15 protein-coding genes and 1 pseudogene are annotated in these 19,364 nt (G+C 70.6%); 4 read left to right on the top strand and 12 right to left on the bottom strand.

Going from position 1 to position 19,364, the window contains the following annotated elements; all coding sequences use genetic code 11:
* The 7 genes and pseudogenes from HMPREF3086_RS11025 to aceA form a co-directional block, all read right to left on the bottom strand.
* Nucleotides 1-669, bottom strand: a pseudogene (locus tag HMPREF3086_RS11025) (hypothetical protein); the annotation flags it as partial.
* 81 nt (nt 670-750) lie between these two features.
* On the bottom strand, nt 751-1,281 hold the full coding sequence (locus HMPREF3086_RS11020; protein WP_305790936.1) for a helix-turn-helix domain-containing protein: 531 nt from the start codon (nt 1,279-1,281) through the stop codon (nt 751-753).
* 151 nt (nt 1,282-1,432) lie between these two features.
* Nucleotides 1,433-2,719: a DUF445 domain-containing protein gene (locus HMPREF3086_RS11015; protein ID WP_174705755.1), complete on the bottom strand. Its 1,287-nt coding sequence runs from the start codon at nt 2,717-2,719 to the stop codon at nt 1,433-1,435.
* Between the two features lie 11 nt (nt 2,720-2,730).
* A complete protein-coding gene (locus tag HMPREF3086_RS11010) occupies nt 2,731-3,039 on the bottom strand; it encodes a hypothetical protein (protein ID WP_061227963.1) in 309 nt (102 codons plus the stop codon).
* Between the two features lie 17 nt (nt 3,040-3,056).
* On the bottom strand, nt 3,057-5,456 hold the full coding sequence (metE, locus tag HMPREF3086_RS11005) for a 5-methyltetrahydropteroyltriglutamate--homocysteine S-methyltransferase (RefSeq protein ID WP_070721866.1): 2,400 nt from the start codon (nt 5,454-5,456) through the stop codon (nt 3,057-3,059).
* 1 nt (nt 5,457) lies between these two features.
* Complete coding sequence (locus HMPREF3086_RS11000; protein ID WP_070721864.1) at nt 5,458-6,378, bottom strand: 3-hydroxybutyryl-CoA dehydrogenase; 921 nt, start codon at nt 6,376-6,378, stop codon at nt 5,458-5,460.
* 190 nt (nt 6,379-6,568) lie between these two features.
* Nucleotides 6,569-7,858, bottom strand: coding sequence for an isocitrate lyase (aceA, locus tag HMPREF3086_RS10995; protein ID WP_070721863.1), 1,290 nt, complete (start codon nt 7,856-7,858; stop codon nt 6,569-6,571).
* A 194-nt stretch (nt 7,859-8,052) separates the two neighbouring features.
* Between aceA and ramB the strand changes: the two genes are divergently transcribed.
* Both ramB and HMPREF3086_RS10985 read left to right on the top strand, forming a co-directional pair.
* A complete protein-coding gene (gene ramB / locus HMPREF3086_RS10990; RefSeq protein ID WP_061915343.1) occupies nt 8,053-9,507 on the top strand; it encodes an acetate metabolism transcriptional regulator RamB in 1,455 nt (484 codons plus the stop codon).
* A gap of 5 nt (nt 9,508-9,512) precedes the next feature.
* Complete coding sequence (locus HMPREF3086_RS10985; protein WP_070721861.1) at nt 9,513-10,097, top strand: carboxymuconolactone decarboxylase family protein; 585 nt, start codon at nt 9,513-9,515, stop codon at nt 10,095-10,097.
* 482 nt (nt 10,098-10,579) lie between these two features.
* On the opposite strand, the gene HMPREF3086_RS10980 is transcribed toward HMPREF3086_RS10985, so the two are convergent.
* The gene (locus tag HMPREF3086_RS10980) at nt 10,580-13,072 is read right to left on the bottom strand and encodes a glycoside hydrolase family 65 protein (RefSeq protein ID WP_070721859.1); all 2,493 of its coding nucleotides are present in this window, start codon (nt 13,070-13,072) and stop codon (nt 10,580-10,582) included.
* A complete protein-coding gene (locus tag HMPREF3086_RS10975; protein ID WP_070721858.1) occupies nt 13,069-13,803 on the bottom strand; it encodes an HAD family hydrolase in 735 nt (244 codons plus the stop codon). Before HMPREF3086_RS10975 ends, HMPREF3086_RS10980 begins: the two co-directional genes overlap by 4 nt.
* Nucleotides 13,804-14,068: 265 nt before the next feature.
* Here HMPREF3086_RS10975 and HMPREF3086_RS10970 point away from each other — a divergent pair, with 265 nt between their 5' ends.
* Entirely contained in the window at nt 14,069-14,860 is a 792-nt protein-coding gene (locus HMPREF3086_RS10970; protein ID WP_070721855.1) for a hypothetical protein, read from the top strand.
* Between the two features lie 216 nt (nt 14,861-15,076).
* On the opposite strand, the gene lpdA is transcribed toward HMPREF3086_RS10970, so the two are convergent.
* On the bottom strand, nt 15,077-16,468 hold the full coding sequence (gene lpdA, locus HMPREF3086_RS10965; protein ID WP_061227954.1) for a dihydrolipoyl dehydrogenase: 1,392 nt from the start codon (nt 16,466-16,468) through the stop codon (nt 15,077-15,079).
* Between the two features lie 122 nt (nt 16,469-16,590).
* Entirely contained in the window at nt 16,591-16,737 is a 147-nt protein-coding gene (locus HMPREF3086_RS18985) for a hypothetical protein (RefSeq protein WP_165001061.1), read from the bottom strand.
* 182 nt (nt 16,738-16,919) lie between these two features.
* Here HMPREF3086_RS18985 and HMPREF3086_RS10960 point away from each other — a divergent pair, with 182 nt between their 5' ends.
* Complete coding sequence (locus HMPREF3086_RS10960) at nt 16,920-19,100, top strand: prolyl oligopeptidase family serine peptidase (protein WP_070721870.1); 2,181 nt, start codon at nt 16,920-16,922, stop codon at nt 19,098-19,100.
* On the opposite strand, the gene HMPREF3086_RS10955 is transcribed toward HMPREF3086_RS10960, so the two are convergent.
* A partial coding sequence (locus tag HMPREF3086_RS10955) for an alpha/beta fold hydrolase (protein WP_371441666.1) occupies nt 19,060-19,364 on the bottom strand: 305 nt, incomplete at its 5' end. The two genes, HMPREF3086_RS10960 and HMPREF3086_RS10955, sit on opposite strands and share 41 nt — an antisense overlap.

The raw sequence follows: 19,364 nt of genomic DNA, 5'->3' as shown, positions 1-19,364 counted from the left end.
GGCGTCACCGGCGGACTCGGCGGCCTGGCGGGCGGCCTTGGAGACGCGTCCGGCGGCCTTCACGCCGATCGACCGGGTCTGGCGCGCGACCGTGCCGAGGGCCTCCTCGCCCAGCTCGCGCTGCTCCTCGACCGCTCCGGCGGCGCGGGCGACCTGCTCGTTGACGCGGGCGAGTCCGGCCTCGAGCTGCGGGTTCTCCTCACGGAGTCGGCTCACGACGTCCTCGCCGCGGGCGGCGAGTCCGCCGTAGATGCCGGCGGCCACCTGCACATACGCGTCGGCGATCTTGCGCAGCTCCTCGGGGCGGAAGCGGTTGACGAGCTCCTCGACCTCCGCGGGCAGCGACTGGACGCGCTCGGGCACCTCGCTGACGCGCTCCTGGGCACCGGTCACGCGCTCGGTGATGCGGTTCTGGACGTCGGAGACGCGCTCGGTGACCTTGGACTGCGCGTCGGAGACGGCGTCCTCGGCGCGGCGGCGCAGGTCGTTCACGAGCCCGGAGACCGCCTGGATCGCGAGGTCGTTGGCCCCGACGTAGGCGTAGACCGGCGTCCGCACGGCGGCGATCGCCTGGCCGAGCGGGCCGCCGACGGCGGGTTCCCGGGAGGCGTCGGCGCCGGTCTCTTCGGCCTTGGACGTGGACTTCTTGCCGGTGGTCTTCTTGCTCATGTCGACTCCTCGTTCGTGTCGTGCGGTGTTCTCATCTGCGGTGTCACGTGGCCCGGCGGGCCGCCGTCGGCAGGTCCCGGATCAGGGGACGTCGACGACCTGGTCGGCTGCGGTCGCATTGTTCGCCAGGAACGACTCGTAGATCTCCACGAGCACCTCCCTTTGTCGCTCTGTGAGGTCCGGGGCGGTGAGGATCGCGTCCCTCACCGGGCTCCCCTGCTTGAGTTCGAGGATCCCGGCGCGGGCGTAGAGCACCTCCGCGGACAGCCTCAGACCTCGGGCGATCTGACCCAGGACCTCGGCGGACGGCTTGCGCAGCCCGCGTTCGATCTGGCTCAGATACGGGTTGGAGACGCCGGCACGCTCCGCGAGCTGCCGGATGGACACCTGGGCGGCCTCCCGCTGGGCGCGGATGAACGACCCGAGGTCCTGCGATTCGGACGAACGCCGGTCACCGTCGACGAGCGCGGTGACATCCGTGTGGCGCGGCACCTCACCCGTCGGCTTGTTACGGCGGGCGAGGGTTGCTGCTGTCGGCTCGTCTGCCGGTACGCCGGATCCCGTGACGTCGTGCGCGGGTCCGCCGCGTTCAGCACCATCGTGTGCGGCCATGGAGTCACCTCCCTCCGCCGTTGCGGCCAGACCGTTCGTCTCTCCTCGGCTGTCCCCAACGCTAGCAACGAGTGCTAACTCCAGCAAGCGCTATGTGTACGACGATCCTGTGGGATGGGTCACACGACGGGGCGGGCGGGCCGCCGGGAGATCAGAAGAGCAGCTCGGTGGCCGCGTGGATCGCGAGCCCGGCCAGGGCCCCCACGACCGTGCCGTTGATGCGGATGAACTGCAGGTCCTTGCCGGCGAGCAGCTCGATCTTGTCGGAGGCCTCGTCGGCGTCCCAGCGTTCGACGGTGTCGGAGATGATCGAGGTGACCTCGCCGGCGTAGTTCTCCGCGACGTAGCGCGCCGTGCGGGTCATGTAGTCGTCGAGCCGCGAGCGCATCTTCTCGTCACCGACGAGCATCTCGGCGAGGCGGCGCAGGAGGTCGTCGATCTTGACCCGCAACGTCGAGGAGGTGTCCTCGGTGGCCTCGACGATCATCCGCTTGGCGGCCGACCACGCCGACCCAGCGGCGCGGCGCACCTCCTCGCGGTTCATGACCTCGTGCTTGAACGACTCGAGCTTGGCCATGGTGGACGGGTCGTGCTGCAGGTCGCGGGCGAAGTCCTCGACGAACCCGATCAGCGCCAGGCGCACGGCGTGCTGCTTGTCGACCTTGATCTGCCACGTCCACTCGCGCAGCTCGCGGTAGGCGCGGTCGGAGAGCAGTTCGTTGACGAACTGGGGGGCCCAGGTGGGCGCCTTCTCGCGGACCCAGCGGTCGATCGTCTCGGGGTGCGCCTCGACCCATTCGTGGGCCCGGTCGGCCATGAGGTCGAGCAACGGCAGGTGGCGGCCCTCGTCGAGGAGTTCGGCGAGGATGCGGCCGGCGGGCGGACCCCACTCGGGCTCGGCGATCCGGGCCACGATGGTGCGTTCGATGATCGCGACCGCGTCCTCGTCGCGCAGCACCGCCAGGACGGAGCGGATGGCCTTGGCGGCCTGGTCGGAGGCCAGTGCGCGGTTGTCGGTCTCGGCGAGCCACTCGCCGGCGCGCTCGGGGATGCGGGCACCGCGGACCTTCTCGCTGACCATCTCGGGGTCGAGGAAGTTCTCCCCCACGAACCCGCCGAGCGAGGTGCCCAGCTGGTCCTTCTTGCGGCGGATGAGTGCCGTGTGTGGGATGGGGATGCCCAGGGGGTGGCGGAACAGGGCGGTGACGGCGAACCAGTCGGCCAGGCCGCCGACCATCCCGGCCTCGGCGGCGGCGCGGAAGTAACCCACCCAGGAGGGAGCGCCGTTGTGCAGTGCGTATTCGGCGACGAGGTAGATCACCCCGGCCACGACGAGGAACCCCGTCGCGACCATTTTCATGCGACGGAGGGCGGACCTCCGCTCGGCGTCGGTCGCCGGGTCACCCGCCTTGAGCGCGGGTCCCCCGGCGGCGACCACCGGGTCGAGCGTCAGTGGGAGTCCTCGCGGCCGTGCTTACGGAAGCCGTACATGCACACGAACAGGCCGATGAGGAACACGACGGTGGTGGCCACGACCGCGGCGACCGCCATGCCGAGCGAGACGCCGGCGTCCTGCGTGTAGTAGCCGATGGCGGTGATGGGCAGACCCAGCATGCTCATGCTCAGCAGGATGATCGCGGACCCGACGTAGATCTCGGTCGAGTACAGCGGGTAGGTGGGCGCGACCTTCGTCGCGTACTCGGGGTAGTACTCCTCGACGATGGCGGCACCAGTGTGCTCGAGCGTCTGACCGGCCATGATGTCGTCCTCTTTCGTCAACTACCGATCCCGGGCTCGCGTCCCGGGACTTGCTCTGCCCCGATCTTATTAGACCCCGGCCCCTGCCGGGCAACCGCCCGTCGGATCCGACGGGCGGCGGTCACCAGGTTCCGCAGGCTGGGCTCCAACTGCCACGTGTAGCGGCTCTTGAGCCCGCCGTCGGGCACCGCCCACAGCCTCTCCACCCCCACGGCGTCCACCGCGCGCAGCAGCCGCTCGTGCAGCAGGTCGATGTCCGGCACGAACCCCGAGCGCGACTCGTACACGCCGGGCGCGACCTGTCGGGTCAGGGTGTGGTCGGTCAGGGCGTCCAGCACCCACTCGATCGAGCGGGTGGCCACGATGTTGGTGACGTCGGCGTCGAGCTCCTCGATCGCCTCGGTCATCACCTGCAGCGACGAGTACGTCATGTGGGTGTGGATCTGCGTGTCGGGTCGCGCGCCGGCGGAGGCGAGGCGGAAGGTGCCCACCGCCCAGTCGAGGTAGGCGCGTCGGTCGGCACCGCGCCGCGGCAGCAGTTCGCGGATGGCCGGCTCGTCGATCTGGATGATGGCGGTGCCGGCCGCCTCGAGGTCGGCCACCTCGTCGCGCACCGCCAGCGCGAGCTGGGTGGCGACCTCGGGCAGCGCGAGGTCGGTGCGGCAGAACGACCGCGCGAGCATCGTCACGGGCCCGGTGATCATCCCCTTGACCGGCCGGTCCGTCAGGGACTGCGCGTAGCCCGTCCACTCGACGGTCATCGGGGCGGGCCGCGCTACGTCCCCGTAGAGGATGGGCGGCCGCACGCAGCGCGAACCGTACGACTGCACCCAGCCGTTGCGGGTGGCGGCGAACCCGTCGAGCAGTTCGGCGAAGTACTGCACCATGTCGTTGCGCTCGACCTCGCCGTGGACGAGCACGTCCAGCCCGATGTCCTCCTGCAGCCGGATCACCGCGGCGATCTCCGCGCGGAGGTAGTCGCAGTACCGGGCGTAGTCGATCCGCCCCTCCGCCAGGTCGCGGCGGGCCCGCCGGATCTGCACTGTCTGCGGGAACGAGCCGAGGGTGGCGGTCGGGAGCGTCGGCAGACCCAGCCTGCCGGCCTGCCGGGGGGCCCGATCGGCGTAGGGAACCCGAACCTTGTCGTCGTCGTCGACCCGGGCGGTCCTCGCGCGCACATCCTCGCGGCGCGCACTGGGCGGCACGGGCAGCGGACGCCAGCGCGGCGTGGGGCCGTCCTCGAGCGCGTGCGCCAGCGACACCACCTCGGCGACCTTCTGTTCGGCGAAGGCCAGCGAGTCCACGAGCTCGGGCGGCAGGTCGGTCTCGGCGTGCACGTCGTACGGCACGTGCAGCAGCGTGCACGAGGTCGACACCACCACGTCGGCGAACACGGCCCGCAGCTCGCGCAGGTAGTCGAGCGTCGCGAACTTGTCCGTGCGCCACACGTTCTGACCGTCCACGACGCCGGCGTAGAGGCGCTTGGCGGCCAGGCCCGGCACGGCGGCGAGCTCGGCGGCCGTCCGCCGCCCGTGGACCAGGTCCAAGCCGATCGCCTCGATCCCCGTGGCCGCGAGCGCGGGCAGCGCGTCCCCCAGGTCGCCGTACTCGCCGGTGACGAGGATCCGCGGTCTCGCCGGCACCGCGGCGAGCCGGTCATAGGCCCCGCGTAGCCGGTCGATCTCGTCCGGCGCACGCTCCATGGTCATGCAGGGCTCGTCGAACTGCACGCACGTCACGCCCGCCTCGGCCAGCACGCCGAGCAGCGCCTCGTACTGTTGGAGCATCCGGTCCAGCAGGTCGAGCGGCGTGAACCCGGGCGCGGCCTCGGGCGAGGTCTTACCGAGCAGCAGCAGTGAGACCGGGCCGGTCACGACAGGCCGGATCTCGAGCCCCAGCTCCCGCGCGCGGGCGACCTCGGCGAGCAGCTCGCCCGGCCGCAGCCCCAGCTCGGAGGCCTCGTCGAACTCGGGCTGGCGGTACAGGTAGGAGGTCCCCTGCAGCGGGACCAGTTCCAGCGGGGGGACGTCGGCGCGGCCGCGGGCGAGGGCGAAGACCGTGTCGACGGGTGTGAGGTCGCGGGTGAGTTCGCGGAAGCGGGCGGGGATCGCGCCGACGAGCAGGGCGTCGTCGAGGATGTGGTCGTAGAAGCTGAAGGTGTTGCCGGGGATCTGCGTGAGGCCCTTGGCGACCAGGTCGTGCCAGGTGGCCTCGCGGAGGCGACGGCCGGTGGCGAGCAGCTCGGTGCGCGTGCCGTCGCCGTGCCAGTACCGTTCGAGCGCGCGCTTGAGCTCGCGGCGCGGCCCGATACGCGGGTAGCCCAGGACCGACGAGGCGCGTGTGGGCTCGAGGTGCGGCGGCGACGGGGCCACCGCCGAGGGGGACCGGGCCGGCGGGGGCGACGACGACGAGGTCATCTCAGCGCGTGGCCCGGGCCATCGCCCGGGGCACGGGATAGCTGTGGAAGCCCTGACCCGTCTTCCGGCCCAGCCGGCCCGACTCGACCATGTGCACGAGCAGCGGGGGCGGCGCGTACAGCGGCTCGCCGAATTCGGCGTGCATCGCCTCGGCTATCACCTTGACCGTGTCCAGCCCCACGTGATCGGCCAGCGCGAGCGGGCCCATGGGGTGCGCGCAGCCGAGGACCATGGCGCGGTCGATGTCCTCGGCGGTGGCGTGGCCGGACTCCGCCATTCGGATGGCGGAGAGCAGGTACGGCACGAGCAGGGCGTTGACCACGGCGCCGGCGCGGTCGGCGGAGTGCACGACCTGCTTGCCGAGGACCTGTTCGGCGAACGTCTCGGCGCGGTCGCGGACGGCGGCGCCGGTCTCGGGGGTGCTCACCAGCTCGACCAGCGGGAGCACGGGGACGGGGTTGAAGAAGTGCATGCCGAGCACGCGCTCCGGACGGGCCGTGCACCCGGCGAGGGTGGCGACCGGGACAGCGGAGGTGTTGGTGGCCAACACGGCTCCCGGGTCGGTGACGATCTCGTCGAGCTGCCGGAAGACGGCCGACTTGGCGGCCTCGTCCTCGGCGACCGCCTCGATCACGAGCTGGCGGTCACAGAAGTCGCCCGGGTCGGTGGTGAGGCGCAGGCGCAGGGCGGCCTGTTCGCGTTCGCGCTCGGTGATCTTGCCCGAGGACACCCCACGGTCGAGGGACTGCAGGATCCGGGAGCGGCCGGCGGTGGTGAGCTCTCGGGTGGACTCCCACACGAGGACGTCCACGTGGGCACGCGCGCAGACCTCGGCGATGCCGGAGCCCATCTGCCCGGCCCCCACCACGCCGACGCGGGTGATCCGTCCCGCGTCCGTCGCGGCGTCGCGGCTGCTGCTCATGGCGTCCTGGGTCCTTCGGGAGGAGGGTCGTGAGGGGGCGCGCCGGCCCGTTCGCCGGTCCGCGGCGGGGTGAGCGGAGAGACGACCGGGGGCCGGGCCGCCTCGTCGAGACGGCCACGGCCCCCGGTTGTCACCTCATGTCGGCGAGCCGACCGTCGATCGGATCGGTTCACCGGTCAGGTCCACTATCTCAGTGGAACTGGCCCTCCTCGGTGGAGCCCTTCAGCGCCGCGGTGGACGTGTTGGGGTCGACCGTGGTGGCGATGAGGTCGAAGTAGCCGGCGCCGACCTCGCGCTGGTGCTTGACCGCGGTGAAGCCACGCTCCTCGGCGGCCTTGAACTCGCGCTCCTGCAGCTCGACGAACGCGCTCATCTGGTTGCGGGCGTAGCCGTAGGCCAGGTCGAACATGCCGTAGTTGAGCGAGTGGAAGCCGGCCAGGGTGATGAACTGGAACTTGAAGCCCATCGCGCCGAGCTCCTTCTGGAACTTGGCGATGGTCTCGTCGTCCAGGTTCGCCTTCCAGTTGAAGGAGGGCGAGCAGTTGTAGGCCAGGAGCTGGTCCGGGAACTCGGCCTTGACGCCCTCGGCGAACTTCTTGGCGTACTCGAGATCCGGGGTGCCGGTCTCCATCCAGATCATGTCGGCGAACGGGGCGTAGGCCTTCGCGCGCTCGATGCACGGCTCGATGCCGTTCTTGACGTGGTAGAAGCCCTCGGCGGTGCGCTCACCGGTGATGAACGGACGGTCGCGCTCGTCGACGTCCGAGGTGATCAGGGTGGCGGCCTCGGCGTCGGTGCGCGCGATGATCACGGACGGCACGTTGGCGACGTCCGAGGCGAGGCGGGCCGAGGTCAGGGTGCGGATGTGCTGGTTGGTCGGGATGAGCACCTTGCCACCGAGGTGGCCGCACTTCTTCTCGGAGGCCAGCTGGTCCTCCCAGTGCACACCGGCGGCACCGGCGTTGATCATGGACTTCTGCAGCTCGTAGGCGTTCAGGGCGCCACCGAAGCCGGCCTCGGCGTCGGCCACGATCGGGGCGAGCCAGTTCTCCACCGAGGTGTCGCCCTCGATGCGGGCGATCTCGTCGGCGCGCAGCAGGGCGTTGTTGATGCGACGCACGACGGTCGGCACCGAGTTGGCCGGGTACAGCGACTGGTCCGGGTAGGTGTGGCCCGAGAGGTTGGCGTCGGCGGCGACCTGCCAGCCGGAGAGGTAGACGGCCTCGAGGCCGGCGCGGATCTGCTGCACGGCCTGGTTGCCCGTCAGGGCACCGAGGGAGTTGACGAAGTCCTTGTTGTTGACCTTGTCCCAGAGGATCTCCGCGCCGCGGCGGGCGAGGGTGTGGTCCTCGACGACGGTGCCCTGCAGCTCCGCGACCTGCTCGGCCGTGTAGTTGCGGGTGATGCCCTTCCAGCGGGGGTTGGTGTCCCAGTCCTTCTGGATCTCTTCAGCGGTACGTGCCTTGCCGACGTTCGACATCGCGACTCTTTTCTGTCTCGGGGACGGGTCCGTATTCGCACTCTTGCGAGTTACGGCCCCTTACGACAGACACAATGCCACACTCGCTACGGCGCGTCTACCTGCGGCAAGTGCGAATGTGGCGAGTTTCTTTGCCTTCTTTGCAAAGTTTGCGAAGATTGTGTGGTGCGCCACGGACGGAGAGGGGGAAGCCGATGACGGCCTCACATATGGGGGCGCGACTGCGTCGACTGCGCGAGGAGAACGGCCTGACCCAGGCGGCGTTCGCGCAATCGCTCGGCTTGTCGTCGTCGTACCTCAATCAACTCGAGAAGGACACCCGCCCCGTCACCTCCCGGGTCCTGGTCAAGATCTCCGAGGTCTACGGCGTCGACTCCACGTTCTTCGCCTCCGACTCGGACACCCGGCTCATCGCCGCGGTGACCGAGGCCCTCACCGACACCCAGTTGTCCGCCGAGGTCCCCGCCGACGAGGTCGTCGACCTCGTCCGGGCGCACCCCGCGCTCGCCCGCGCCTTCATGCTCCTGCACCAGCGCTACCGCAACTCCGCCGACCTGCTCGCCGCGCTCACCGAGACCCGTAACGTGCCCGAGTCCACGGTCGACCGATCCGTGCTGTCCATGCCGCACGAGGAGGTGCGCGACTACTTCTACCAACGGCAGAACTACATCGACTCCCTCGACACCGCCGCCGAGGACCTCACCACCCGCATCCGGCTCAACCGCGGCGACGTGCGCGTCGAGCTCGAGAACCGCCTCGCCGAGGCCCACGGCGTGCGCATCTCCCGCCGCGTCGACCTGCCCGACGGCCTCTGGCACGTGTTCTCCGCCGAGGATCGCCGCCTCGACCTGTCCGCGCACCTCACGCCCGGTCAGCAGGCGTTCCGCGTGGCCTCCGAGCTCGCGTTCCTCGAACACCGCGACCTGCTCGACAGCCTCGTCGAGGAGGGGGCCTTCACCTCCCCTGCCGCCGTCGCGCTCGCCCTTCGCGGACTGGCCAGCTACTTCGCCGCCGCCGTCCTCATGCCCTACCAGCGGTTCCTCGACACCGCCGAGGACTTCCGCTACGACGTCGAGCGGCTCATGGCCTTCCACGCCACCGGCTACGAGACCGTGTGCCACCGCCTGTCCACACTGCAGCGGCCCGGGGCGGCCGGGGTGCCGTTCAGCTTCGTGCGCGTCGACCGCGCCGGCAACATGTCCAAGCGGCAGTCCGCGACCGGGTTCCACTTCACGACCTCCGGTGGCACGTGCCCGCTGTGGAACATCTACGAGTCGTTCTCGTTTCCCGGCAAGATCATGCGGCAGGTCGCACAGATGCCCGACGGCCGGCTGCACCTGTGGGTCTCGCGCACCGTGACGACCCGGCCCATGCGCTTCGGGCAGCCGCGCAAGACGTTCGCGATCGGGCTGGGCTGCGAGGCCCGCCACGCCCACCGGACCGTGTACGCGCAGGGTCTGGACCTCGACGACGTCGACGCCGCCACCAAGATCGGCTCCGGCTGCCGTATGTGCGACCGCCCCGCCTGCCCGCAGCGCGCGTTCCCGCCGCTCAATCACGAGCTGCGCGTGGACGCCCACCGCTCGTCGCTCTCGCCGTACCTCCTCGGCGAACCCGCCTCCGCCGGGTCCGCGCCTGACCTACCCTGACGGCCATGAGCCAGCCCCACGAGAGCAGCGACAGCCACGACGGCACCGCCGCGCAGGTCCCCCGCATCCGTCCCGGCGGGTTCCGCGAGCTCGGCCCGTTCGGCTGGGCGGTCAACCGCATCGGCGCGCGCGTCACCGGCTCACGCGACGTCCACCTGTTCGCCACCCTCGGCCGCGCCCGCCGCCTCTTCCCCGCCTGGCTCGCCTACTCGGGGATGATGATGCCGTTCGGGATCCTCGACCGCCGCACCACCGAACTCGTGATCCTGCGCGTGGCCCACCTGCGGGGCAGCGTGTACGAGCGGGCGCACCACGAGCGCATCGGCGCGCGGGTGGGACTGGACGACGACGAGATCGCCCGCACCACCCGCGATCCCGCCTCCGCGGGTTGGCCGGACCGGCTGGAGGTGCTGCTCATGGCTGTCGACGAGCTGGTGCGGACGAAGGACGTGTCCGACGAGACGTGGGCCGCGCTCGCCGAGTACCTGAACCCGGGTGAGCTGGTCGCGTTGGTGCAGTTGGTCGCGCAATACGACGGCCTGGCCACCTCCCTGCGGGCGCTGCGGATCCAGCCGGACCGCCCCCGCTGACACCGCCCCGCCTCCACGATCCGCCCCGCGGATTACACCTCGCTCCTCCGAAATCGATCTGCCCCAGGAACTCCGCGAGCGAATCGCAATGCGACGAGCGAAACGAGATCCGAGGGGCAGATCGCGCGCCGCGCTCCGGATCGCCGGCCCCGCAGCGACCGACCCGCCCCGGCAGCGGATTCACCGATCGGGCCCGCCTCACCCATCTGATCCCACGCCGCCCATACGCTCGCGCAACGCCCATCGGATCCCTTAGGTGTAGCGCGATCCGATAGGCAGCGTGCGGCGGGGCCTCAAATCGCGAGCTGAGCCGGCGAGCCGACCACGCCGATTCAAGCCCGAGGCCCATCCGACCAGCCCCGCCTCGGACGCAGCCGACCAACAGATCCGCCGCCGACGCAGCTCGGGCCCACCGTCCGGGCGACGAATCCGACCGGGTCGGGCCGGGTCGGGACGGGCGGGCCGCCCAGGCGAGCCGCGGGTCAGACCGTTTCCGGGCAGGACAGGCAGACGCGGGCCCGGTCGTCGAGGCCGACCGTCACCGTCTGCCCCGCCGGCACGTGCACATCGCGGCCCTGCACCGTGCACTCGAAGTCGGCGCCGTTGAGGTTCGCGATCGTGAGCTCGTGGTGGTCGCAGCGGACCCGCACGTGCGTGCCCCGCACCGTCATCCGGAACGTCAGCGACCCCCACTGCGCGGGCACCCGCGGGTCGAACGAGATCTCGCCCCGGTAGTCGCGCATGCCGCCGAAGCCGCTGACCAGCGCCGACCAGACACCGCCGGTGGAGGCCACGTGGATTCCGTCGGACGCGTTGCCGTGCACGTCCGCCAGGTCCACAACCAGGGCCTTCTGGAAGTGCTCGAACGCCTCGTCGCAGTAGCCGATCTCGGCGGCGATGATCGACTGGACCACGGCGGACAGTGTCGAGTCGCCGGTGGTCAACGGGTCGTAGTACTCGAAGTTCGCCCGCTTCTCCTCCTCGGTGAACTCGTCTCCGCGCAGGAACATCGCCAGCACCACGTCCGCCTGCTTGAGGACCTGGTGCCGGTAGATCACCAGCGGGTGGAAGTGCAGGAGCAGTGGCCGGCGGGGATCCTCGAGGTCCTGGTCCCAGACCTCCTTCGCGAGGAAGTCCTGGTCCTGAGGATGGACCTTCAGATCCTCGTCGAACGCGATCACCATGTTCTCGGCGGCACGCCGCCATTCGCTGGTCTCGTCGTCGCGCAGCTTGAGCCGCCGGCAGACAGCCTCCCACTGGCCGTCACCCAATTGCGAGATCCGCTTGCAGGCGATCGCGGCGGCCACGAGGTTGAACCGGGCCATGGCGTTGGTGAACAGGTTGTTGTCCACGACGGTCGTGTACTCGTCCGGCCCGGTCACGCCGTGGATGTGGAACATGCCGTCGCCGTCGAAGAAACCGAGCGAGACCCACATCCGCGCGGTCTCGACCAGCACGTCCACGCCCTCGCGGATCATGAAGTCCTGGTCCTCGGTGGCCCACATGTACTTGACCATGGCGTGCGCGATGTCGGCGTTGATGTGGTACTGGGCGGTGCCGGCCTCGTAGTAGGCCGACGCCTCCTCACCGTTGATGGTCCGCCAGGGGTAGAGGGCGCCCTTGACGGAGAGGTACTTGGCCCGGTTCCGCGCCTTGTCGAGCATGTTGTAGCGGAAGCGGAGGGCGTTCCGGGCGAACCGCGGCATGGTGTACGTCAGGAACGGCAGGACGTACGTCTCGGTGTCCCAGAAGTAGTGGCCGGAGTAGCCACTACCGGTGACGCCCTTGGCGGCGATGCCGTTGTACTCGGCCCGTGCCGAGGCCTGGGCCAGCTGGAAGAGGTTGAACCGGATGGCCTGCTGCGTCTCCGCGGGGCCCTCCACCTCGACGTCGGCACGATCCCAGAAGTGGTCGTACCAGTCCCGCTGGGTGCGGTGCAGGTCGTCCACGCCGCGCTCGCGGGCCCGGCCGAGGGTGCGTGAGCACCGGTCGGCGAGTTCGCCCGCGGGCACGACCTCGGACGTGTGGTACGCGGCGAGCTTGGTCAGCTTGAGCACGCGCCCCGGCGTGACGTGCGCGTGGTAGACGACCTTCGACGAGTCGTCGTCGATCTCGTGGCTCATGGCCACGTCGTCCTCGGTCTCGAGGAGGTGGTCGACGGCCACGGCGATGGTCATTCCGGAGTGGGCGCAGCGGTAGCCGTGCACCTGGTAACCGCGCTGGCCCTCGCAGAGCTGGGACTCGAGGACGCGGTGGTCCAGTCCCTCGGCGCGGCGCGGGTCGAAGCCCTCGTCGGGGACGTCGTCGGCGGAGCCGTACTCGTCCTCGCCGTCCTGACGGTTGAGGACCTGCGAGGAGATCACCACGGGCGCGGGCTCGTCCGGCAGCTCGATCTCGTAGGTCATCACGGCGAGGTGCTTCTCCACCATGGACACCATCCGGCTGGAGCGGATGACGACCTTTTTGCCGGCCGGCGTGCGCCACACGAGTTCGCGGCGCAGGATCCCGTCGCGGAAGTCGATGCTTCGCTCGTAGTGCTCGAGGTCGGCCACGCCCAGCCGCAGGGGCTCGTCGTCGACGTAGACGCGGATCGTCTTGGTGTCGGGGGCCTGGATCATCGTCTGGCCCTCGCGCGCGAGGCCGTACGCGTCCTCGGCGTGCTGGATGTGCCACGTCTCGTGGAAGCCGTTGACGAACGTGCCGTGCTGGGCGGAGTCGCGCCCCTCCTCGGGGTTGCCGCGCATGCCGAGGTACCCGTTGGCCACCGCGAACTGGGTCTCGGACACGCCCCGCGGCGAGGCCTTGGGGCTGGTCTCGACCCAGCGCCACGGGTCGGCGGGGTGGGTGGACCGGTTGATCTCCGGCACCTCGAGGTGGCTGCGGAGGTTCACACCGTAGGTGGTGCGGATGTTGCCGGGCACCGACTGGCCGACGGTGTCGTGCACCGGGCCACGGGAGATAGGGACACGTGTCACCGGCGGGCCTCCTGGAGTCCGGGGATGAGCTCGGCCAGGTCGACGACGACGAGGTCGGCACCCTCCGCGAGCAGGGTCTCGCGCCCGGCCCCCCGGTCCACGCCGACCACCCGCGCGAACCCGCCGGCAGCACCGGCCTGCACCCCCGAGACGGCGTCCTCGATCACGACGCAGCGCTCCGCGGGGACGCCGAGCAGCTCGGCACCCCGCAGGTACGTGTCGGGCTTCGGCTTACCGGGGATGCCCTCGGCCGCGGCGACCAGGCCGTCCACGATCACGTCGAACCGGTCCCGCAGCCCGGCCGCGGTGAGCACGGCCTCCGCGTTCTTCGAGCTCGAGACGACGCACGAGGCGATGCCGGCGGCGTCGAGCGCGTCGAGGTAGGCGACCGAGCCGGGGTAGGCCTCGATCCCCTCGTCGAGCAGCTCACGGAAGATCACGTTCTTGCGCGTACCGAGTCCGTGGATCGTGTCCGCGTCCGGCCCGGCCTCGTCGTCGTCGCTCCCCTCGGGCAGGGTGAGGCCCCGCGCGGCGAGCATCGACGCGATGCCCTCGACGCGCGGCTTGCCGTCGATGTACCGGAAGTAGTCCTCGTCCGAGTACGGGTCGATCCCGCGGGCGTCGAAGTACGCGCTGAACATCCGGTTCCACGCCTCCATGTGCTTCTCCGCCGTCGGGGTGATCACCCCGTCGAGGTCGAAGAGCACGGCGTCCACACCGTCATGGTCCATATCGTTGTCCTATATCAGGGGGTCGTCGGCGCCGAGAGGCTCCGCCCGTGCGCGGCCCCAAGGGTAGTCACACCGGGCCCGTTACACCGCTTCCACCCGCGCGGTCACTGCCCCCGACTTCGGGCCCCCGCGGTCGCTTTTGATGTTTCCGGCGTTCCACGGCCGTGCCCGCGGGCTTTTCCGCAGCGCGCCGCACGCGGGGCACGATGCACAGATAGCGGTACGACGGTGGCACTATGTGGGTAACCGAAAACAAAGGAGAGAGATGCGCCTCCGCACCCGCACCACCCGCCGCGTCGCGGCCGCCGGCCTCGCGCTGGTCACCGCGGCAGCTCTCACGGCCTGTTCGTCGGACGACTCCGGCACCGAGGCCGAGCAGTCGGGCGACACGTCGACCTCGGCGCCGGCCTCGCCGACGGTCGACGACTCGGCCCCGCAGGCGCCCGTCGAGGAGCTCGTGCTGGCCGAGGGCGAGGCCCCGGGGGGTGGCATCGTCCAGGTGCTCGACCGGCCGATGCTCCAAGAGGCCGTCGACAAGCTCGTCGCCGACCAGCAGCGCCAGCTCATGGACGACCCGGCCTGCGACAAGGTCTCGCGCCTCGAGACCGTCTCCAACCACGCCACCACGGACGGCGTGACCGCGGCGGTGCGCTACAAGCAGTCCGAGACGGACGAGACGGAGCACCGGTTCGGCATCGGCATGGTGAGCGGCCGGCTCGACGACTTCATGGACCGCTCCCTCTACGAGGCGTGCGACACCGCGCGCAGCACCTCGAACCCCGACGTCGAGCTCGTCATGTCGGTGCAGGACGCGCCGGAGATCGCGGGCGCCGAGGGCTTCCGCGTCACCAGCGACTTCATCACCACGCAGCCGGACGGCACGAAGACCCTGAGCCGGGCCATCGCGATCCACGGGTACGCCCGCGACACCACGGTGAGCGTGGAGTACGCGGCCCGCGGCGACGATCCCGCGGCCGACCCGGTCCTGCCGACCGCCGCCGGCGCCCTCGACGCGATCTACACGGCGCAGATGGAGAAGCTCGTCAACGCCGAGTGACCCCGCGGCCGGCGGGTCCGCGCCATCGAGAAGACCGTTTCGCACACGTCGCCCGAGTGGGTCCGTGCGGAACGGTCTTTTCGTCGGCCGGGGCCCGATCGTTCCGTCAGCTGTGGACGGGTTGGACCCCGCGCCGGGCACACGCCGGAAGGCACTCCGCCCCGCCGCCCGGCCGGACGAACCGGCGAGCAGCGGGGCGGAGCGACGGGCGGACCGTCAGAGGTTGATCATGTGGCCGGCGATGCCCTCGACGGCCTCCTTCATGGCCTCGGACAGCGTCGGGTGCGTGTGCACGTTGCGGGCGACGTCGGCGGCGGTGAGGTCCCACATCTGCGCGAGGGTCAGCTCGGGCAGGAGCTCGGAGACATCGGGACCGATGAGGTGGCCGCCGATCAGCTCTCCGTGGGTGGCGTCGGCGACGATCTTCACGAAGCCGACCGCATGGCCGAGGCCCTGCGCCTTGCCGTTGGCGGAGTACGGGAACTTGGCCACCTTGACGTCGTAGCCCTCGTCCCTCGCCTGGGCCTCGGTGAGCCCGAAGGACGCGACCTGCGGCTGGCAGAACGTGGCGCGCGGCATCATACGGTAGTCGCCCAGGGTCTGGGTCTCGGCGCCGGCCATGGTCTCGGCGGCCACGACGCCCTGCGCCTCGGCCACGTGGGCGAGCTGCAGCTTGCCGGTGACGTCGCCGATGGCGTAGATGCCGTCGACGTTGGTGCGCATGTGGTCGTCGATGTCGATCGCGCCGCGGTCGGTGAGCTCGACGCCGGCGTTCTCCAGGCCGAAGCCCTCGACGCGGGGACCGAAGCCGACGGCCATGAGGACCTTGTCCACGGTGACCGTCTGGGTCTCCCCGCCGTCCTTCTTCTCGATCTCCACGTCCACCGAGTCACCGTTGTCGGTGATCTTGGTGGTCTTGTGCCCGGTGAGGAGCTTGATGCCGAGCTTCTTGTAGTGCTTGGCGATCTCCTTGGAGACCTCCTCGTCCTCGTTCGGCAGCAGGCGGTCCATGAACTCGACGATCGTGACCTCGACGCCGTAGGCGTTCATCACGTACGCGAACTCCATGCCGATCGCGCCCGCGCCCACCACGACGATCGAGTCGGGCAGCTCGCGGGAGAGGATCTGCTCCTCGTAGCTGACCACGTTCTCGCTCAGCTCGATGCCCGGGAGGGTCTTGACCACGGAGCCGGTGGCGATGATGCAGTTGTCGAACGTGTACTCCGTGCCGTCGACCTCGATCGTCTTGGCGTCGGTGAACGTCCCGTAGCCGTTGATCTCGGTGATCTTGTTCTTCTTCATGAGGAAGTGGACGCCCTTGACGATGCCGTCCGAGACCTTGCGGCTGCGGTCGTAGGCGGCGCCGAAGTCGAAGGAGACGTCGCCGGAGATACCGAACAGCTTGCCGTCACGCTGAACCGTGTTGGCCAGCTCCGCATTACGCAGCAGTGCCTTTGAGGGGATACAACCCACGTTGAGGCACACACCGCCCCAGTACTTCTCCTCGACGACGGCCACCTTGAGGCCGAGCTGCGAGGCACGGATTGCGGCGACGTAGCCACCGGGGCCCGCGCCGAGGACGATCAGGTCGAAATGAGTGTCAGCCACGACACACAGACTATGCGCAACGCGTGTCGCAGGCACCCCGAGCCGCCCCCGATCGCACCCGAAATGCCCGACGCCGCCCCCTCCGGGTGGAAGGGGCGGCGTCGGGATGTCTGCGGGCACCGTCAGGACAGGTTGCCCAGGACCTGCCGGAGCGCGGTGGCGACCAGGTCGCCGACGGTCTCGGCGATCTGATCGGTGATGGTCTCGGTGGAGCTGCCGGTGCCTCCGCCGAGGGACTCCGTGACCGATCCGAGCTTGAGGGAACCCATTATGTGTCTCCGTTTATCGAGGGTGCATTCCCGGATCCCCGAGAATGGCCGGGTCAGACGACCCGAACGTGGGGATGATGCTACTGACGGCGCAGCCTCATAACAAGAGTCTGTGAAGATCTGGACCCCCATCCGACATGTCGGCTCGGTCACTCCGACACGACCACGGCATCATCGAGGTCATGACGGTTTCCCCGAGCTCAGATCCGTACCTCCACCTGGAGGACGTGGACGCGCCCCACGCCCTGGAGTGGGTGCGGATGCGCAGCGACCGGACGGTGGCCGATCTCGCGACCGGCGAGCACGCCGAGGCCTCCTACACCCGGGCGCTGGAGATCCTCGACGCCACGGACCGTATCGCCTGGCCCGTCCTGCGCGGCCCCCACGCCTACACGCTGTGGAAGGACGGCGACCACCGACGCGGACTGTGGCGCCGCGTGCCGTGGTCGGTCCTCGCAGAGGGCGCGCCAGGTGTCGACCACCCGGCGTGGGAGACGCTCGTCGACGTCGACGCGCTCGCCGACGAGGAAGGCGTCAACTGGGTGTACTCGGGGACGGTCGTCCGCCGGCCCGCCGACGACCGCGCACTGCTGCGGTTGTCCCGCGGCGGCGCGGACGCCGTCGAGATCCGCGAGTTCGACCTCCTCGCGCGACGCTTCGTCCCCGCCTCGGAGGACGGCTTCCGGCTGACCGAGGCCAAGTGCTCGGTGTCGTGGGTCGACCGCGACACCGTGCTCCTCGCCGCGCCGCTCGCCCCGGAGGGATCCGACGCCACCGACTCGGGGTACGCGCGCGTCGTGCGACTGTGGCGGCGCGGTACCGATCCCGCGCAGGCGCCCGTGATCTTCGAGGGACGGACGGACGACGTGGCGGTGGGGGCCTCGCACGACCCGACGACGGGCCGGTTCCTCGCCAGCCGCGCACCGGACTTCCACACCTCGCAGGAGGTCTTCTGGACGCCCGGGACCGACCCCACCGCGACCGGGCCGCGCGCCGTGCCCGTGCCCGAGGACTGCGACGTCACCTCGTGCGGCGACTGGCTCCTCCTGAGGCCCCGGACCGATCTCGAGATCGCGGGCCGGACCCATCCCGGCGGGTCGGTGCTCGTGGTGCCGTGGTCCGTCGTGGACGCCGACCCCGAGCGCCTGCCCGAGCCGGTCGTCCTGTTCTCCCCCACCCCGTCCACGACCGTCGAGGACATCACCTGGGGCCGCGGCCGGATCCTGCTGACGGTCCTCGACGACACCGAGTCGCGGATCGAGGCCTACACCATCCCCGATTCCGTCGACGGCGACTGGACGCCGCGGCCGGTGGAGGGCCTGCCCGAGCACGTGTCGATCGACGTGCTGTCCTGCGACCGGCTGTCCGGGATGCGGGACGGCGAGCAGGAGGATTCCGGGCCGGCGGGAGGAGGGCGGTCCGACGGCGAGCGGCCGCACCCCGACGACGCCGTGCTCGCGGTCTCCGGGCCGGTCGTGCCACCGTCGCTGGTGCTCCTGCGCGCCGACGGCAGCACCACCACCCTCGGCGCGACCCCGCACCGGTTCGACACGGCCGGCATCGAGGTCACCCGCCACACCGCCGTGAGCGACGACGGCACCGAGGTCCCGTACACCGTCATGCGCGGGCCCGGCCCGGACGGCCCCCGACCAACCATCCTGTACGGCTACGGAGGCTTCGAGGTGTCGATGCGGCCCGCGTACGCGGCCCTGCGCGGCGCGCTGTGGCTCGAGGAGGGCGGAGTCTACGTCGTGGCGGGGATCCGCGGCGGCGGCGAGTACGGGCCGTCGTGGCACCGGGCCGCCCTGCGCGAGAAGCGGCCGCGCGCCTACGAGGACTTCGCGGCCGTGGCGCGCGCCCTCGTCGATACGGGGGTGACCACCCGCGACCAGCTGGGCGCGACCGGCGGATCCAACGGCGGGCTGCTCATGGGCGTCATGCTCACCCGCTACCCGGAACTCTTCGGAGCGCTGGCGATCGCTGTACCGCTGCTGGACATGAAGCGTTACCACCTACTGTTGGCCGGCGCGTCGTGGATGGCCGAGTACGGCGACCCGGACTCGTCCGACTGGGACGATTTCCTCGGCGCGTACTCCCCCTACCAGAACATCCGGCCCGCCTCGGAGGTCCGTTACCCGCCCGTGCTCATGACCACCTCGACACGGGATGACCGCGTGCACCCGGGCCACGCGCGGAAGATGACCGCCGCCCTGGAGGCCGCGGGTCACGAGGTCGCCTATTACGAGAACGTCGAGGGCGGCCACGCCGGCGCCGCCGACAACACGCAGGAGGCGCGGAAAGCGGTCCTCACGTACGAGTTCTTCAGGCGTCGACTACCTCGTCGTCGTCCCGCTCGGGCCTGACGACCTCCCGGTCCGTCCACGCGAGCACCCGGGCGACCACCTCGGCGGGTCGGCGCGCCCACGAGTTGTGCCCCAGCGCCTCGGGTTCGAGCTCGAGGGTCGTGCGCGCGGAGGGCAGCATGGCCAGGAGGTTGCGTGCGGCACTCGCGGGGGCGAGCGGGTCGTCGGCGATCACCACCGCCAGCGCCGGCACGGTGACGCGCGACAGGCCCGCCGGGTAGTCGAGATCGGCGCGGGCCGGCTGCATGACGCCCGCCGCGGCGA

The organism is Dietzia sp. HMSC21D01 (assembly GCF_001815995.1).
Classification (GTDB): Bacteria; Actinomycetota; Actinomycetes; order Mycobacteriales; family Mycobacteriaceae; genus Dietzia; species Dietzia cinnamea.
The sequence above is the reverse complement of the archived record's forward strand: the minus strand, read 5'-3'. Positions and strand labels throughout refer to the sequence as shown.

Coding starts and splice junctions, on each gene's coding strand:
- HMPREF3086_RS11020 (WP_305790936.1), bottom strand. CDS start 1,281: ATGGCCGCACACGATGGTGCTGAACGCGGCGGACCCGCGCACGACGTC.
- HMPREF3086_RS11010 (WP_061227963.1), bottom strand. CDS start 3,039: ATGGCCGGTCAGACGCTCGAGCACACTGGTGCCGCCATCGTCGAGGAG.
- metE (WP_070721866.1), bottom strand. CDS start 5,456: ATGACCTCGTCGTCGTCGCCCCCGCCGGCCCGGTCCCCCTCGGCGGTG.
- HMPREF3086_RS11000 (WP_070721864.1), bottom strand. CDS start 6,378: ATGAGCAGCAGCCGCGACGCCGCGACGGACGCGGGACGGATCACCCGC.
- aceA (WP_070721863.1), bottom strand. CDS start 7,858: ATGTCGAACGTCGGCAAGGCACGTACCGCTGAAGAGATCCAGAAGGAC.
- ramB (WP_061915343.1), top strand. CDS start 8,053: ATGACGGCCTCACATATGGGGGCGCGACTGCGTCGACTGCGCGAGGAG.
- HMPREF3086_RS10985 (WP_070721861.1), top strand. CDS start 9,513: ATGAGCCAGCCCCACGAGAGCAGCGACAGCCACGACGGCACCGCCGCG.
- HMPREF3086_RS10975 (WP_070721858.1), bottom strand. CDS start 13,803: ATGGACCATGACGGTGTGGACGCCGTGCTCTTCGACCTCGACGGGGTG.
- HMPREF3086_RS10970 (WP_070721855.1), top strand. CDS start 14,069: ATGCGCCTCCGCACCCGCACCACCCGCCGCGTCGCGGCCGCCGGCCTC.
- HMPREF3086_RS18985 (WP_165001061.1), bottom strand. CDS start 16,737: ATGGGTTCCCTCAAGCTCGGATCGGTCACGGAGTCCCTCGGCGGAGGC.
- HMPREF3086_RS10960 (WP_070721870.1), top strand. CDS start 16,920: ATGACGGTTTCCCCGAGCTCAGATCCGTACCTCCACCTGGAGGACGTG.